The organism is Marivirga arenosa, from assembly GCF_030503875.2.
Classification (GTDB): Bacteria; Bacteroidota; Bacteroidia; order Cytophagales; family Cyclobacteriaceae; genus Marivirga; species Marivirga arenosa.
Map to the genome: position 1 here is coordinate 1,494,337 of NZ_CP129968.2, position 18,448 is coordinate 1,512,784.

Below are 18,448 nucleotides of genomic sequence, written 5' to 3' on the forward strand. Positions count from 1 at the left end.
ATCTAATGAATATAAAGTATTTATTTCCATTTTTAATTTTTACCATTCTAGTTTCAGCTTGTTCAAAGCAAACGATTATAACTGAAGATGAATATAAAGCGGTAGATCTACCAGATGGTAGTATTGTTTTTTTAAATCAGAATTCTGAATTAGAATATGTTGAATCATTTAATGAAAGAAAAGTAGCTATAAAAGGGGAGTGTTATTTTTCTATAGTAGAATCTGATAAGCCGTTTACAGTTCAAGGTGAATTAGGAATAGTTGAAGTGTTAGGTACTGAATTCAATCTAAAGTCGGATAGTGAAAATATGGAGGTTGAAGTTGAAGAAGGAGAAGTTAGCCTTTCTGTTGAAGGTAAATCTGAAAAGGTGGCTAGAGGTCAGATGGCATCTTATGACAAAGGGAATAAAAGTATAAAAACTGGGAAAGCTCCAATGAGTTTCAAGAAATGGATGTCAAAAATGACCATTGAATTAAAAAAGTTTGATCAGAAATTTAATAAAGAAATTAAGGAACTCGAAAAAATCGTAAAAGATAAAAGTAAGGAAGCTGATAAAGAAGCGAAGAAAGTAGGGAAAGAACTGGAGGATGTTGGAAAGCAAATTGGTAAAAGCCTTAAAAAAATTACAAATTAAAAAATGAAAATCTCCTCAATTCATCATTGAGGAGATTTTTTATTTACATATTTCCAGAGTCCACGTCTTTTATAAACTTAATCAGTCCATTAAAATAGGTTTCCTGATCATCATACATCGCAAAGTGAGAACCTTCAGGACAGTGTAAATACCTTCCATTTTGAACTTCATTTGCCATCCATTCTTTATGTTTTGGATCCATGGTATCATAAGCACCACCAATTGTTAGAGTGGGAACAGTAATTTTTGATAAGTCCTCGCTTCTATCCCAGTTCTTCAATTTAGCGTCACCTACTACTCCAAATTCACTAGGGCCTTGCATAGTGATATACATATCACCATTTATATTAGCAAAAGCTCTATTGACTGGGTCAGGCCATTCCTCAAGCGGCATTCTTAAAACATGTTCTGGATAGAAATGAGTAAAAGTTAATTCAGCATATCGCTCACTGGTAAACTCATTGTCGGCTTCTAATTGTTTAATCTCAGCCAATACTTCAGAATCTAACTGTGGGCCTAGTACTTCATCAGCATATTTAATATAATCGGGAATGGAAGACATCATATTTGAAATAATAAGACCTTTCAAATTATCCTGATATTTTAAAGCATATTCGATTCCTAATATTCCACCCCAAGAATGGCCTAATAAATAAAAGTTATCTTTATTTAAGCCTAAAGCTTTTCTTACTTGCTCTACTTCATCCACAAATCTATCAACTGACCATAAACTACTATCAGAGGGTTTGTCGCTGTAAAAAGATTCTAGTTGATCATAGTAATAATATTCAATTTCAGCATTTGGAAGATAGGAATCTGCACATTCAAAATATTCATGAGTAGCGCCAGGTCCGCCATGCAAAAGCAATACTTTCATTTTAGGGTTATTACCAACACGCTTAGTCCATACATTGAATTCACCTGCTGGTGTTTGAACTGGAATCATTTTCACCCCTCCAGAAAGTTTATCATCCTTTTCAGAGTAGTCTAAATAATCATTAGATTTTACTTTTTGAGCATTTTCAGAAGGTTTTTGATTGCAGCTTATCAATAAACCAATAATGAAAAGGCTTAAGATTAAATTTTTCATTTTGATATGATTTGAGTTAAACTTTATTTCAAATATTGATCAAGGAAATCCTTAATTTTTCCATAGCCTTTAATTTCATTTTCTTTCTTTCTAAATCCATGCCCCTCATCTGGAAAAAGTACATATTCTACGGGTACTCCATTAGCTTTTACATTTTCAACCATTTCATCAGACTCAACCTGCAAAACTCTAGGGTCATTACTTCCTTGTAATACCATTACAGGCTTAGTAATATTACCCGCATGAAATAAAGGTGAAATTCTTCTAAGCCGTACTGAATCTTCACTAAACGGATCACCTAATTCTTCATACAAGGCTGTTCTTTGAGCTTCCCACCAACTTGGGATTGATTTTAAAGTTCGTAACCAGTTCGTAACACCAAAAATATTGACTCCAACATCAAAAGCTTCTGGTTGGAAGGCTAATGCAGCCATAACCATATATCCCCCATATGAACCACCAATTATTCCTACTCGGCTCGTATCTGCCCAGTCTAGGGTTGCTAAATAATCTTTAGCATATATACAGTCCATCAAATCATCTTCACCATGTTTCTGATCATCCATTCGATTAAATGATTTTCCATAGCCACTACTTCCTCTGTTATTTACTCCAATTACACCATATCCATGATTCACTAAGTATTGAACTAAAGGACTATAATTTAATCTTGTTTGCCCACCAGGCCCCCCATGAACTAGTACTAAAACAGGCGTTTTATTCTCTGCTGTAGCTTGATGAGGTTTATATAAAATAGCAGGTATTTGAAGATCATCAAATGAAGGATAGCGGACCACATCTCCAGCTACTAAATCTTCTGAATTCATGTTAGGATTTAAAGATTCAGTTAATTTTTGAAGCGATTGTGTCTTAAAATCATATACATATATGTTAGTAGGCATTTTTGAACTGCCAACGGATAATCTCATTTTATTTTCACTTCTGGAAATATCTACTCCATTTATATCCCCACCTTTAATTTCAGGCAGGCTTACCTTTTCACCATTTTTTGTGATTCTAACCTTTGTTTGCGCATCCGCATTAATTCCCATTACTTGGTAGGTTTCATTCCATGAAAAATTAGCATACCAGATATCCCAATCAGCTTCATATACCTTTTCATAAGATTTATCGGTCATGTTAAATTTGCTTAAATAGGTAAACTCACTTTCATCATTTGTTGTGAAATATAAATATTGATTATCCTTGCTAAATTCTTGTGCTCCATAACTTGCTGTTGGATTTACCGGAGACACCATAACCTTATTCCCACTGCTAACTTCCACAACCATTAATTCATTTATTGAGGTAGTGATAGGCTTTTCAATTGCCACAAAATTATTATCATCAGAAATTACAGATGGATATCCACCAGCATTATTTTCAAATATCATTTTGCTGTCGAAATTTTCAATATCCATTTCATAGATATCAAAAAAGTTAGGATCTCTTTTATTAGAAGTATATTTGAAGCGTTTTAAGTCTTTACTCCAACCCATAAATGAAGCCTTTTCGTTTTCTGTTGGAGTTAAGTCGGTTACTTCACCATTCGTGTCTAATAAATAGATATGATTGATCTCATTTCCACCTCTATCGGCTGAGAAAAGAATTCTATCGTCATTTGGAAAGTATGAATTGGCATACCATGATTCTTCAATGTTTTGGGATAAAGTATCCATCCCTGATCCATCCGTATGCAGCGCATAGAGATTGTAAATACCGGTTGCATTACTTGAAATCAATAATTTTGATTCATCATGAGAAAAGTATCCACCTCTATAACTGATGTTGTTATAAAATTCTTCAATTGAGTATTTTTCAATTTCAGATGATGCGTTTTCATCTTCAGCTTGTTGCTTTTTTTCGCAGCTTACTAAGCATAAAGCTATAAGCAACGTACTTAAAAAATGTAGTCCTTTCATATTCAGTTGGTTTAGTGTATTTCAATTTAGTCATTAATTTGATGAATTAATATTGATTGGAAAATCCTTTAAGTTATTAATGTATTTATAATAGTATTTTAAAGAAGTAGAAATTGATAAATTAATATGATTTAAATCATGTTTGAAACAAATTCATGATATATAATAGATGTTTGAACTTCGTTTTTAGGATTTGTTTTTGATTTGTCGTACTTTACGATTACTCTATATTTTTTAATTTTATCGCTATAATACTTTTATTTACACTATGCATAAAATAATAATTCTTGATGACCATACTTTATTTAGAATAGGAGTAATCGCTATTTTAAAAAATGAATCTAGTTTTGAAGTTGAAAGTGAACATCAAAATTTTGACTCATTAAGACCATTAATCCCATCATTATCAAGTCATGTTATTTTAGTAGATATATCATTACCTAAAGAAAGTGGACTTGAGGTTGTAAAGTACATTAAAAATGTAAATCCTAAATTAAAGGTTATCATTCTTAGTTCTCATAAAGAAGAATTTTATTTAGTTAATGCGTTAGATGCAGGGGCTGATGGTTATATTCATAAAGATGCTGAACCAGAAGAGCTTATAAAAGGAATAAAAAAAGTTGTAAAAGGAGAAAAGTTTTATTCTTTGGAAATTTCCTCACTTCTAATAAATAGTATGTATAATAGACCACAGAAAGGGATGCTTTATCTTACCAATAAAGAAAAGCAAGTGATTCAATTTCTTCAAGATGGTTATTCTAGTAAAGAAATTGCTGATAAATTAGATGTAAGCCCTAGAACCATTGAAACTCACAGAGCCAATATATTAAATAAGTTTGGTCTTAAAAACACAACCGAATTAATTAAGAAAATTGTGGAGCAAAAGATAAATTTTTAAGAGTATCCAGATTAATGATGGCCAATAACGATTTTAAACTGCTTGAAGTACTGTCTAAAAATAGTCAAAATATTTGGCTAGTATTTGATAAGGACTTGGCAACTAAGCTCTTTAATTCATCCTTCATTAAGATTACAGGCTTTTCCCCTTCAAGTATTAAAAATAGAAGTATAAAACAGTTATATAAGATAATTCCCTGTGATCTGGAGCAATTAATTTCAGATTTGCTTCAGCAAAAACAAACTTATCATAACTTAGGGTCTTTTGTTGTCTCAAAGCAGAAATCTAATGATGCCTATCATATTAATTTTGCTGTGTATTTGGTTTATGATAACGAGGAGTTTGATTATGGCATCGTAATAGGTGAAAATGAAATCAATACCAAAAATATTGCACAACAGCTTAAGCTTATTAATCATAAGTGGCGTATAACGGAAAAATTAGCTGACTTAGGCAGCTGGTCATTAGATGTTGTAAATAATGTCGCTGAATGGTCTGAAGGGATGTATGATCTTTATGAACTAAATTTCTCGGATAAAACCTATGAATTCGAAGATTTCATACAGCGTGTACATGCCGATGATCGGCATCAATTTTATGAATTGTTTCAAAGGTCTGGACAAGGTGAAAAACCTAATCGTTATTTTAATTTCAGAATCATAACCCCCTCTAATACCATCAAGTATATTCGAGCAACAGTAGATGCTCATTTCAAAGATGGTCGCTTACAAAGGCTTTCGGGTATCAATCAGGATATAAGTGCTATGGTATCAATAGAACAAAAGGATAGTGAATTATCTGAAATGTTTCGAATTGCCCAGAGGTTTAGTAATATGGGGACTTGGATGTGGAATATTTCAACAAATGAAGTTTCATGGTCAGATAATGTTTATAATATATTTGAGTTAGATAAAAATACTTTTCAACCTGATTTCAATAGATTTTTACGCACTATTCCTACTGATGAAAAGCAAGTGGTTATTGATGCTATTACTAAATGTTTAGAAGATAATGAAAGTTATGAAATTGAACATTCAATCATTACCCAATCAGGTGATAGGAAATGGGTACGGGAAAAAGGTAATGTTTTAAGAAATAGTAACGGGGATCCTGTTGAAATGTATGGTACGGTTGAGGATATAACTGAATCTCACAAATTAAAATCAGAATTAGAATTTAAAGATGAACAATATCAATTACTTGCAGAATCCGGCCAAGAGTGGATTTTTTTATTAAATTCATTAGGAGAATTTAAATATACTTCACCAGCTTTGGAATTCTTATTAGGTTTTACAGAAAGAGAAGTTTTAAGCACCAAGTTTTCCGAACTTTTATTAAAAGGTGATAGAATTGAGTTTGAAAAAGAATTTAAAAAATTATCTACTGAAATTGAAAATCAACTTTCAATAAAAAAGCGTTTAAAAACGAAATCTGGCAAACTTATTTGGTGTGAAACTAACTTGAAGTCCCTTATAGATAGTAAAGGGAATTTTACTATTCGTGGTTTAACTAAAGACATTACATCTCAAGTTGAATATGAGGAAAAACTCGCTGAATCAAACACCCTACTTAAAGATGCAAATGAGAAATATAAATCATTAAACAATGATTTAGAAGCCGCTTTAGAACAATTAGAAGCACAAACGGAACATCTTAACTATATAAATAAAGAGTTATCTATAAAAAATGATGCTTTAAATCAAACGGCTATAATAGTTGAATCGGATAAAAATGGAAATATAATTTCTGTAAATGAACAGTTTTTAAACTTATCAAAATACCAGAGAAATGAGATTTTAGGAAAACCACATTGTATTAAATATAAGAGTTTATTTAACTCGGGAATACATGATAAAAGTTTTTTTGATCAGATATGGGAGAAATTAAACAATAAAATTATTTGGAGGGGTGAAATTTGTAATCTAGATAAGAATGGAGATGAATTTTGGTTATTAAAAACAGTAATACCTCTAATCAATGCAAATGGAAATATTGATAGATTTTATTCTTTTAGTTCAGATATTACCTTGCAGAAACAAAAAGAAAATGATTTACTTAATTCTAAAAATGCAATTGAAGAAGCAGCTGCAGCTAAGGAGGAATTTCTCTCTGTTATGAGCCATGAAATAAGAACTCCATTGAATTCAGTAATCGGGCTCTCAAAATTATTGCAAAAAAGATCACCTAGGGAAGACCAAAAAAACTTAATAGAGACCTTGAATAAATCAAGTGATAACTTAATGCACTTGGTAAATGATATTTTAGACTTCAATAAAATACAAAATCGGAAAGTTGTGTTAGATGAAGCCACTTTTAATTTATCAGAGGTTTTAGCACAGTTAAAAGCATCTTTTAATGAGCAAGCACTTGAAAAGGGTATTGAACTCAATATAAATGAAAAATATGTTACCTCTATATGGTTAAATGGCGATGTGAATCGTCTTTATCAAATTTTGAATAATTTAATGCACAATGCAATTAAATTCACAGAGAAAGGATCGGTTGTATTAAAAGTTAAAAGTGAACTTGATGATTTTTATGATAATAGAGTCAATATTCAATTTGAATTTAGAGACACGGGTATAGGAATAGCAGAGGAGCAGCTGAAGTTTCTTTTCTCTCCTTTTCAACAATCAGAAAAACATATATCTAGAAAATACGGAGGTACAGGTTTAGGACTATCGATCGTTAAGGGTCTTGTTGAATTATTAGGTGGGGATATTAGTCTTAAAAGTAAACTAAACACGGGTACAGTATTTTACATTAATTTGCCTTTTCAAATAGCTCAAGACCATAATATTCAAAACACAAGTAATGATAAACAACATGATAAAGTATTAGGTGACTATAAGGTGTTATATGTTGAAGATGTTCCTTCTAACCAGATGTTAATAGAAGAGTTTTTAATTGATTATGGTGCTGAATGCTATATAGCCGCAGATAGTAATGAAGCTCTTGATATTACTGCTAAAGAAAGATTTCATCTTATTTTGATGGATTTACAATTACCAGAAATTAGTGGTTTTGATTTAACAAATATTATTAGAAATCAAAATAATGGTTTAAACAAAGATACTCCAATTTTAGCTTTTACAGCAGAACCTTCTTCTAAAGAATTACTTGGTAAAATTGAAAGTGCAGGATTGCAAGGTTGTATACATAAACCTTTTCAATTTGATCATTTGATAGAAAAAATCATCAGTTCTGCAAAAAAAACAGCTTCGAGTGGTAAAGTATCTTATAATTTAGATTATTATAGAAATGCATTTAAAAATAATGAAGAAAAACTTAATAAAATCAGAGAGCTTTTGGTTCAAGATTTAACACGGATTTTTGAAGTTATATTAAATGATAGTTACAATCTAGAATTAGTAAGTGAAGAAATCCATCGTGTAAAACCTATTCTCAAAAATATTTCGTGCTTTAATTTATTAAATTTACTAAATGATTTTAAAGAAAATCTATTCCAAAAAAATGAAATTTCGATATTAAGAGATAAAATCGTTAAAAATATATTAGATTTAATTGATTCATTGAAAAATGAAATTAAAACAGATAAAATTTAAATTGTTTGATGTTTTATAATAATCTTATTAGATATATTGGTTCATCTGATGATTTTATGAAATCTAAATGAAAAATATCTCGAATCTTTCTAGTAATAATGTAATGAACATTATAGATGCAGCCACTTGGACATTTCACATAGAGGAAGGCTATTTTGAGGTAGATGAAAATTGGTTATCCACTATTGGATTTGGCGGAGATAAAATTAATCAGCTTAATTTAGAATCATGGCATAGTTATATCCATCCAGACCAACTATTTAATGTAATTGATGAACTTAATAAAGTAGTAAGTGGCTTCAAATCAAAATTCAATATTACCTATAAAATCAAACATTCAAATGGAGATTATAATTGGGTGCTGGATAAAGGTAAAGTAACTGAATTTGGTATAAATGGACAGCCTTTAATTATTCAAGGAGTTAGAATAAATATTGAACTTACAGGCCAGGATACTAATCCTTTTGATTATCCTAAGAAGGATTATAAATCTTTAATGCACAATATTCCTGGTACATTCTATCAAGCGTTATTTGATAATAGGAGAACTTTTTTTTTTTTAAGTGAAAGTATTCAAGAAATCACTGGATTTAGTAATGATGAATTTTTGAATCAAAATATTTCATTTCAAGATTTGATACATCCTCAAGACCGAGACAAGGTTTTTGATATTATTGAATTATCTATCTCAAATAATAATTATTGGGAAATTGAGTATAGGATTTTTAATAAAAATAATGAGATAGTTTGGTTATATGAAAGAGGGAAATTTACTCATGAAAAATATAATGATAAATATATTATTGATGGGTTCATTATGAATATAACGGATAAAAAAGAATCCGAAATAGAATTCTTAAGAACTAAAGAAATTTTAGATAAAACTAATGAAGTAGCACAAATAGGTAGTTGGGAAATAAACTATGAAACTAATAAAATCTATTGGTCTAGTATTACAAAAAATATTCATGAGGTAGCTCTGAATTTTCAAATAACAATAGAAAATGTTTATTCATTCTTTAAGAAGGATAACAGTTATTTAAAAGCGAAATCATTATTTGATGATGCTATTATTAATGGTTTACCTTTCGATACTGAATTAGAAATTGTAACGGCTAAAGGATTAGAGAAATGGGTAAGAATTACAGCTCAGCCTGAATTTGTACAAGGAAAAGTAAAAAGACTTTTTGGTTCAATTCAGGATATAACGAAAAGAAAAAGAGATTCTATAAAGATACTAAAGCAGAATAAATTTCGAGAATTAGTTGCTATCATTTCCAGTAATTTTGTAAAAAGTAATCTTCGAGAGATATCTGAATTAATGAATGATACTCTTAAAAAATGTATTGATTATTTTTCAGCGGATAGAAGCTTTATTTTTCAAATAAATAATCAAGAAGGAACTATTTCAAATACCTTCGATCAAAGAATAGAGGGGGTTGCTGATTTCCAGCATAGAGTACAAAAAAGAAGTCTAAATGATTTTCCCTGGTTTTCAAGTTTAATATTGAAAAAGGAAGTATTCACCATTTTGGATGTTGATGATTTACCAGAATCAGCAATAAAGGAAAAAACTGAATGGCAATTACAGGGAATTAAATCAATCTTATTTTTAAAATTTGATATTAATAATAAACCTGCAGGCGTTATAGGGCTAGCAAGTCATACTAAAAAATTTTATTGGAATCTAGAGGATATTAATGACTTAAAAGTAATATCAAATATCGTTTCTGATGCATTATCTCGATATCAATTAGAGTTAAATTTGATAAAGGAAAAATTGAAAGCAGATAAAGCAAATAATGCTAAATCTGAGTTTTTGGCAAGCATGAGCCATGAAATAAGAACTCCTTTAAATGCTATTTTAGGATTTTCGGAAATATTATTTAATAGATCAACTAATGCTTCAGACAAAAAGCAATTAGCTATAATTCTAAATAGTGGTAAATCACTTTTAAATTTGATAAATGATCTTTTAGATATCTCAAAAATTGAATCAGGAAATTTAAGTTTAAACTCTGAAATGTTAGAGCTGAAGCAAATGTTGTTTAAAATTGAACAGATGTTTTCAGAATTAGCTAAAGAAAATAATGTGAAATTAGAATTTCAAATTGAGAATAATATTCCTGATTTCATATATATTGATCCTATTAGACTACAGCAAATACTTGTTAATTTAATAGGGAATGCCTTGAAATTCACAAAAAATGGGAATGTTAATGTAATAATTAGCTTTAATGAAAATCTACTAATTCAAAATGAAGGTGTTTTATATTTTAATATTTCAGATACTGGAATTGGAATTTCTGAAAATAGTTTAAGTAAAATATTTGAATCTTTTCATCAAGGGACTGATATGATTTCAAAGGAATTTGGGGGGACAGGACTAGGTTTAACAATTACTAAAAAGCTATTAGACTTAATGAACGGAAATATTGAGGTTGAAAGTAAATTAGGTGAAGGGAGCATATTTAAAATTGAAATGCCTATTAAGGAGTATTATTATGAAAAGGATGCTCTACAATTTGATTCCAATTCAGATCAGCAATTAGTTTTTAAATCAGGTGAAATATTGGTCATAGATGATGTGGAGATTAACAATGAACTTATTAAAGCTTATTTAAAAGATCATAATGTAAGCGTGAAAAGCTGTAATAATGGAATAGATAGCTTACCATTATTGCAAAGTATGAAACCAGATATTGTTTTAATTGATCTTAGGATGCCAGGCCTTTCAGGTTCAGAAACAGCTGAAAGAATAAAATCGACTTCTATTGGTAAGGATATTCCATTAATCGCATTTACAGCTTCATTAACCAAAGATGAGACATTTGGTGGATTATTTTCAGCTACATTAAATAAACCAGTAATTGAAGAAGAATTATTTTCAGTTTTAAAGAAGTTTCTTCCTTACGAAGAAGCATAATTAATAGGAATTCTAAAATAAAAGTTGGTTCCAACATCTTTTGATTCAAACCATATCTCACCTCCCATTAGGTTAACATATCCTTTACAAATTGCTAATCCAAGACCAGAGCCCCCATGTTTTATATGTGTATCTTCTACTTGCCTAAAAGCCTCAAAAATAGAGGGGTTTAGATTTTGATCTATTCCTATGCCCGTATCAGAAACATAAAAAAGGAGTTGATCATCATTAGTTTTTCTACAACCATATTCTATTGATCCTTTATCTGTAAATTTAATAGCATTAGTAATCAGGTTCTCAATAACTTGATTCAACTTAATGAAATCCGTATCTACAGACAGGCCAAATATGTTTTCATCTATATTTAAACTGAATTTTATTTGATTTGAGATCAGTTTTTTATGAGAATTATTATGCAGTGTGAAAATGTTTTTAAGTAGATTTTCAACTGATCCCGTGCTAATATTAAGTTGAGCCTGACCAGATACCAATTTTGAGGTATCTAACATATCATTAAATATAGATAATAGATCTTTACTTCTAGTATTTATAATGTTAGAGTAGTATTTTACTTTTTCTTCTGAAACTGTTTTCATACTCATTAATTCAGAAAATCCAATAATCGCATTCATTGGTGTACGAACCTCATGAGAGATATTAGCTAAAAAGGTTGTTTTAAGTTGATCTGATTTTTCAGCTTTTTTAACTGCAGTCTCTAGTTTCTGTACTAACTCTTTATGAAGAGTGATATTCCTCATTAAAGAAAAGTACTTGATTAACTTTCCCTTCTCATCAAAAATGGGTTGAAAATTTATGCTTACCCAATAAGGCTTTTTATCTTTTGTGTAGTTTAGGACCTCAGCAGTGAAGTTCTTCTCTTCTCTTAATCCATTTCGGATCTTTTGAATTGTTTTTTCAGATGTTTTTTCGCCTTGAAGAAAATCTCCGGGCTTTTTATTTTGGATTTCTTCTAACTTATAACCAGTTCCTCTTTCAAAAGCTTGGTTTACCCATTCTATTTTGCCTTTTGAATCAGTAATCATCACATAATTGGAGGTTTCTTTTGCTACTAACGACAATAATTTGTTTTCCTCTTCCTGATTTTTTTTGTCAGTTATATCATTTCTAATCGACAAATACTCTTTTATTTTATTGTTAGCATCTTTAATAGGAACAATAAAAGTGTGTACCCAATAATAAGTTCCATTTTTTGCTCTGTTTTTTATTTCTCCACTCCATACCTTACCAGAGCTAATAGTACACCACAAATCAGCCCAAAACTCTCGGGGATGATAAGATGCATTTACCAAATTATGTTTTTCCCCTATAGACTCTTCTCTACTATAACCACTAATCTCTATAAATTTATCATTTACATATTTTATTCTTCCAGTTTTGTCTGTAATAGTTACTAATGAGGTATTGTCGATGGCAAATTTTAATTCTTTAAGTTCTTTATGTAATTTAAGTATTTCATTCTCACTTTCTTTTTGATGTGTAATGTCTAAAATCACACCTTCCCTTCTTATGGGTTTATTGTTTGAAAAGGTAGTATGGGCTTGATTTAATAGCCATTTTTCACCTCCATTCCTAGTTCTGATTTTGTATTCTATCGAAAACCCTGGTTTTGTAGGGGATATTGATGCCGCAAGTGTTTTTACTCTGTCTATATCCGCTTTATCAATTAAAGTATTCCAGTTAACTTTATGGGTTGAAAAATCTTCTTCTGAATAGCCTGTTAGTTCAAGAACTCTATGACTTATAAATGTATAATTCTCATTTTTACCTTTAGTCAATTCTTTTCTATAGGCTACTCCTGGTAATGCTTGAACAAATCCTTCAAAATTGAGATTGCTTTCTATTAGAGCTTTTTCAAGAGTTACCCTTCGATTAATATTTCGTGCTAATAATAAAACTTCTCCTTCTCCAGCCCAATTTACAGGAAGCAATCTCCATGTATAAAACCCACCGTTATACTCATAGGTTTTTTCCTCAGTAGGAGTAATCTGGTTAATATTTCTAACATAATATAAATATTTTTGAAGAAACTGATTTCCAAATAATTCGGAAATATTTTCGCCAATTATTTCATTTTTTTTCTTATTTAGCATAGGCTTATTAGCATATGTTACCTTTCCTCTTAAATCAATACTTAATATATGATAAGGTAGGTTTTTCATCAAGGCCTCTAGTTGACCTTCTATGCGTTTTGAATTCAATTTTTCATTGGCAAGTTTTAATCTTTCTTTTTTATTATTATAAAGGAGAAAAAGAATAATAACTAATAAGAGTAAAAAAAAACTTGTGGCTTCACTTATGTATTGTGTTATATATAGAAGAAAGGAGTAGTATAATTTAACCATATATTCTAATTAGTAGATGCATAAAATTTACTTTTCCGAAATTGACATACATCTTAAAATCACAGTTTTTAATAATTGACTACTTATCGGTTTTACCAAATAATCTGATATACCAGCTAACTGTGCACCGTTATAATCCTGTTCTAAGTCTGAAGCAGTTAATGCAATCACAGGAACAGTTTTGTTAAACTCTCGTATTTTTTCGGTAGCTTGAATTCCATTTAATACGGGCATGTGTATATCCATTAAGATGAAATCATAATCACCTTCTTGAGCCATTTGAAGAGCTTCAAGCCCGTTAATGGCGAAATTGCATTGGCATCCCCATTCTTCAAGAAAACTTGAAAAAACGATAGCATTTATTTCATTATCTTCTGCTATAAGAACTTTTTTACCTGTTAAATTTTGAGGCTGATTATTTGATTTTTTTTTAGGTGATTTTTCTAATTCTATATAAAAAATCAGGGTTGCTCCTTCGTTAGTTATTGTTATATAACTGATATCTTCAAATTCTTTTTTGATTGATAAGAATTGATTTGAGTAGCTTAAGCTTGAATTTGATATGCTTTCCTGATCTTGAATGTTATCTTCTCCAAAGATCTTAACTTTTATTGTGGTTTCTTTTCCAGTTTCAGTATACTTAGAAACATTAATTCTGATTATCCCATTAATCAGTTTTTCCGCAAAAATATTGGAGCCAGATTTTATTAGTTTTTCACAAGCTTGCTGATTGCCATAAAAATCGTTTTGAATTCTATCATCTATTGCAAGTTTAATGATGTTTTTTTTACTGGAATTTTTTGCCAATTTTTGGGTCAAACCCTCACACAGTTTCTTTAAATTAAACTTTTCCTTCATATAGATTCCATATTCTAATAACAATGATAGGAGTTTTATTTATACGTTTTACAAAGTCAGAATAAACTATAGAACTTTCTCAGTAAAAATACGGAGTCATTTGCGGGTGTTTTTTGGTATTCCTTAGGGGGAATAAAATCTTGAAATTTGTAATTCAAATGAATATGAATGAAAGTAAGTTTATCAAAATCTGATTTAAGAGAGTTATTGCAGCTTGTTGAAAGTGTTTATCCCGCATGCTTGATAATAAGTGATGAGACTTACTCGATTAAATATATAAATGATGTAGGAATAAAGCTTTTTGAGATAGATGAATTAGATTTTGAAATCAAGGACTTATTTATCAATATTGAAGATTGGGAAGATTTATTATATAAACTCAACAATAAGAAGTATCCTAATAATTTTACATACCTTTTAAAGTCTTCCTCTTATCAAAACATTTTTGTAAGTATTACAATATTAGTTAAAGATGGATACCTCTACTGGCTAATAAGAGATATAAGTTTAGGGCAAAAACAAAAAGAAGAGATTGACCACCAAAGAGCACTTTTAGAAAAGTCTAAAATTGAAATGGATCGAATTATTTACAGTGCTTCACATGATCTAAGATCACCAATTAGCTCCATATTAGGTTTACTAAACTTATTAGAATTACCCCATTCAAAAACCGAGAATTCAGAATATATTTCTTTAATAAGATCGAGTATTCTTAAGTTAGATAATATAGTACAGAATTTAGGTAGGATTTCAAAAAACTCAAATGAAGTAGTTAAAGATGAGAAGATTGATTTTGAAAATCTACTTGATCAGATCAATTTAGAATTTTCAAACCACCCGAATTATGATGAAATTAAATACCAACATTCTATAATTGATCAATATGTTTTTTACAATGATATAAATAGAGTAAAGTTAGTTCTATATAATTTACTAAAGAATTGTTATGATTTCTATGATAAAAACAAGTCCTATAATTTCATAGACTTAGAAGTATTTTGTTTATGTGATAAAGCCATTATAAAGCTATTTGATAATGGTATTGGTATTAGTAAAAATACAGTCAGCAAAGTATTTGATTTGTTTTATAGAGGAAGTGATCGTTCAAAAGGATCTGGTTTAGGCCTGTTTGAAACCAAAGAAATCATAATTAAACTTAATGGGAAAATCACCCTTAATTCTGAATATACCATAGGAACTAGTATAGAAGTAGAGATCCCAAATTCTAAAAAGGGCAAACTGATTAATAAAAAAAATTCTCTTGTATCATAATTATGATTCAATCCTTCAAATATAAGACTATCATTATTCACGTTTTATATCTACGTATTTTTACTGATATGATTTTGCGTATTAATAGTAGTATATACTAGCAGTAATGCCTGAGTAATATTTGTTACATATCCCTATATCTTTGAAATAGTGAAGAATAGGAAAATTATATCGATAGTAAATCACAAGGGAGGTTCTGGTAAAACTACTACCGCGGTTAATATGGGGGTAGCCTTGAGTATTGAAGGGTTTAATGTATTGTTAGTAGATTGGGACCCTCAAGCTAACTTAAGTTATTCTTTTGGCATAGATGATAATCATAAACCAACATTAGTTGATTTGTTTTATGAGAATTCAGACTTAAAGGAAGTTACTGTTTCAAATGAATTTCTGGATATTCTGCCTTCTAATATACAGTTAGCGGATTTAGAATATTCTATTTCAAAGAATGAAAAACACCATGACTTCTTATCTGATTTATTGAAAAATATAAAGGGATATGATTATATATTAATCGACTGCCCTCCATCCTTATCAATTCTTACTCTGAATGCTTTATATGCCTCTGATGAAGTGATAATTCCTGCGCAAATGGAAGTATTGAGTGTAAAAGGGATTGAACTCATTTTAAATACTATTCAGGAAATGAAATTAAGTGTCAATCCTCAGTTAAAAGTTGCTGGGATACTATGTATGATGGTTGATAAGAGAAGATCCTTGAACTCTGAAATCCATGATTATATAAAAACAAATTTTCAAGTACCAGTATTTGAAGAAGTCATCAGAACAAATGTACGAATATCAGAAGCCCCTTCATTTGGAGAAAGTGTAATTACATATTCTCCCAAGTCTGCTGGAGCAATTGACTATACCAATTTTATAAAAGAATATTTGAAACGCACTAATCAATTAAATGCTAACTAATCATGGCAATAGGGAAAAATTTAAAACAAAACAAAGTTATGCCTACTACAAAAGACAAAAGCAAGACCACAGAAAACGGTAAAGTAAGTGATAGAGAAGCTAATTTATCTAATAATTCAAATGGGAAAGACAAAGATTTAAAGAATCATATTAACGCAGTAAATAATGCTTTTGCTTCTATAGAGTTTGATCCTAAAGGGTATATATTAAATGCTAATGATCAATTTTTAGCTACAGTTGGCTATAAATTAAATGAAATTAAAGGTGAACATCATAGCATTTTTGTTTCTGAAGAATATGCTGAAAGTAATGAATATAGATCCTTTTGGAAATCTTTGGCTGCGGGCGAGCGTCAAAGTGGTGAATTCCAAAGATTTGATAAAAATAAAAATGCAATTTGGTTACAAGCTTCTTATACTCCAGTACCTGATGAAAATGAAAATACCACAAAAGTAATAAAATATGCTTTTGATATTACTAAAAAGAAAGAGGTAGAACAAGAGGCAATTGAAACTGCCAAGGAATACGAAGAGGTTAAGATTGAACTTCAAACCAGAATGGATCAGATCAATGTGGCTTGTTTAGTTTCTGAATCTGATTTAAAGGGTAACATCACTTATGTAAATGATAAGTTACTTGAAGTTACAGGTTATACTCGAGAGGAATGTATAGGCCAACCACATAGTCTTTTTAGACATCCAGATTCACCAAAATCTATCTTTAAAGAAATGTGGGCTACAATAGGTAGAGGTAGGATTTTCAGAGGTGAAATTAAAAATAAGAAAAAGAATGGCGACCCATATTATGTAGATGCAATCATTGCGCCTGTTATGGGCCCAAATGGTAAGCCATTAAAATACATTGGAGTAAGATATGATATCACCGACCAGAAGCTGAAAGAAGAGGAGATTAAAAAAGCTATGGAAGAGCAATCGGCTGTAATAGAGGTGATAAGAGCTATTGCTAAAGGTGATTTGAGCCAAAGAGTTGCGATAGAATCAGGGGTAGGAGGAGAGGTTAATTCAGCCTTAGATAATCTTAACAGTGTATTATTGAATATCTCTGAAGGTGCAGATGTTGTATCCAAATCATCTGATTTGTTACAAAAACAAACCAATGATATGAAAAGGAATACTACTGAAGTATCATCTGCTATAGCCCAAATGGCTAAAGGTGCTCAAGATCAAGCTCAAAGAACAGATGAATCTTCAAAATTAGTAAGTACTGTTCATAAGAGTGCATTAGATACTGAGAAAAAGGCAAGTTTTATCAGTAATGCAGCTGAAAAAGGATTGGAAAATTCTAAAAAAGGAATGAATACGGTTCAGGTTTTGGTGAAAAATATGGACGGTATTAGAAAGTCAGCTAATATGACTTCCGAATCTATATCTATTTTAACTGGAAGAACGGAAGAAATTGGACGTACCTTAAAAGTTATTACTGACATTGCAAGTCAAACCAATTTATTGGCCTTAAATGCTGCTATTGAGGCAGCTAGAGCTGGTGATGCTGGAAGAGGCTTCGCAGTAGTTGCCGAAGAGATTCGAAAATTGGCTGAAGATTCACGAAAGTCTGCAGATGAAATCGATAAGATAATCGAAGATGTGAAAAAAGATACAACATCAGCAGGTAAGGCTATAGAAATAATGGAAACCAGTGTAGATGAAGGAAATAAATCGACTTCAGAAGCAGAGAAAATATTCCAGGAAATTGCAACTTCTAATGATGAGACTTTTGCTTTCTCTAAGCAAATACTTGAGGCAACTGCCGATCAAAAAATCTCTATAGAATCTGTAGTTAAAAATATAGAACAAATAGTGGTAGTGTCTGAAGAAACTGCAGCAGGAAGTCAACAGGTAGCTAGTTCAAGTCAACAAATGGATAGTGGTATGATGGAAATCAGTAAAGCTGGAGATGAGCTGTCATCAGTTTCAGCAGAACTTCAAGCAGGAGTTCAGCAATTTAAGCTAAAGAAGGTAGAATAGAATAATTAT

At 30.4% G+C, this 18,448-nt stretch carries 11 protein-coding genes; 7 read left to right on the forward strand and 4 right to left on the reverse strand.

Annotated elements, in window-relative coordinates:
- Nucleotides 1-5: 5 nt before the first annotated feature.
- On the forward strand, nt 6-635 hold the full coding sequence (locus QYS47_RS06490; RefSeq protein WP_302127186.1) for a FecR family protein: 630 nt from the start codon (nt 6-8) through the stop codon (nt 633-635).
- 43 nt (nt 636-678) lie between these two features.
- On the opposite strand, the gene QYS47_RS06495 is transcribed toward QYS47_RS06490, so the two are convergent.
- A complete protein-coding gene (locus QYS47_RS06495; RefSeq protein WP_302127185.1) occupies nt 679-1,725 on the reverse strand; it encodes a proline iminopeptidase-family hydrolase in 1,047 nt (348 codons plus the stop codon).
- Nucleotides 1,726-1,748: 23 nt separating this feature from the next.
- On the reverse strand, nt 1,749-3,647 hold the full coding sequence (locus QYS47_RS06500) for a S9 family peptidase (RefSeq protein ID WP_322348102.1): 1,899 nt from the start codon (nt 3,645-3,647) through the stop codon (nt 1,749-1,751).
- Between the two features lie 268 nt (nt 3,648-3,915).
- Between QYS47_RS06500 and QYS47_RS06505 the strand changes: the two genes are divergently transcribed.
- The 3 genes from QYS47_RS06505 to QYS47_RS06515 all read left to right on the forward strand — a co-directional run bounded on the left by QYS47_RS06505 (nt 3,916) and on the right by QYS47_RS06515 (nt 11,037).
- Nucleotides 3,916-4,545 (forward strand): response regulator transcription factor, encoded by a 630-nt coding sequence (locus QYS47_RS06505; RefSeq protein WP_302127183.1) that lies wholly within the window; start codon nt 3,916-3,918, stop codon nt 4,543-4,545.
- A 14-nt stretch (nt 4,546-4,559) separates the two neighbouring features.
- Nucleotides 4,560-8,111, forward strand: a complete 3,552-nt coding sequence (locus QYS47_RS06510; RefSeq protein ID WP_322348103.1) for a PAS domain-containing protein — start codon at nt 4,560-4,562, stop codon at nt 8,109-8,111.
- Nucleotides 8,112-8,178: 67 nt separating this feature from the next.
- Complete coding sequence (locus tag QYS47_RS06515) at nt 8,179-11,037, forward strand: PAS domain-containing protein (RefSeq protein ID WP_322348104.1); 2,859 nt, start codon at nt 8,179-8,181, stop codon at nt 11,035-11,037.
- On the opposite strand, the gene QYS47_RS06520 is transcribed toward QYS47_RS06515, so the two are convergent.
- Both QYS47_RS06520 and QYS47_RS06525 read right to left on the reverse strand, forming a co-directional pair.
- Nucleotides 11,022-13,400, reverse strand: coding sequence for a PAS domain-containing sensor histidine kinase (locus QYS47_RS06520; RefSeq protein WP_322348105.1), 2,379 nt, complete (start codon nt 13,398-13,400; stop codon nt 11,022-11,024). The genes QYS47_RS06515 and QYS47_RS06520 overlap by 16 nt on opposite strands.
- Before the next feature lie 27 nt (nt 13,401-13,427).
- Nucleotides 13,428-14,207: a response regulator gene (locus tag QYS47_RS06525; protein WP_322348106.1), complete on the reverse strand. Its 780-nt coding sequence runs from the start codon at nt 14,205-14,207 to the stop codon at nt 13,428-13,430.
- A 219-nt stretch (nt 14,208-14,426) separates the two neighbouring features.
- On the opposite strand from QYS47_RS06525, the gene QYS47_RS06530 reads away from it, so the two are divergent.
- The 3 genes from QYS47_RS06530 (at nt 14,427) to QYS47_RS06540 (ending at nt 18,439) form a co-directional block, all read left to right on the forward strand.
- Nucleotides 14,427-15,530: a sensor histidine kinase gene (locus QYS47_RS06530; protein ID WP_302127166.1), complete on the forward strand. Its 1,104-nt coding sequence runs from the start codon at nt 14,427-14,429 to the stop codon at nt 15,528-15,530.
- A gap of 150 nt (nt 15,531-15,680) precedes the next feature.
- Entirely contained in the window at nt 15,681-16,454 is a 774-nt protein-coding gene (locus QYS47_RS06535) for a ParA family protein (RefSeq protein ID WP_302127164.1), read from the forward strand.
- A 2-nt stretch (nt 16,455-16,456) separates the two neighbouring features.
- Nucleotides 16,457-18,439, forward strand: coding sequence for a methyl-accepting chemotaxis protein (locus QYS47_RS06540; protein WP_322348107.1), 1,983 nt, complete (start codon nt 16,457-16,459; stop codon nt 18,437-18,439).
- The last annotated feature ends 9 nt before the right edge of the window (nt 18,440-18,448 follow it).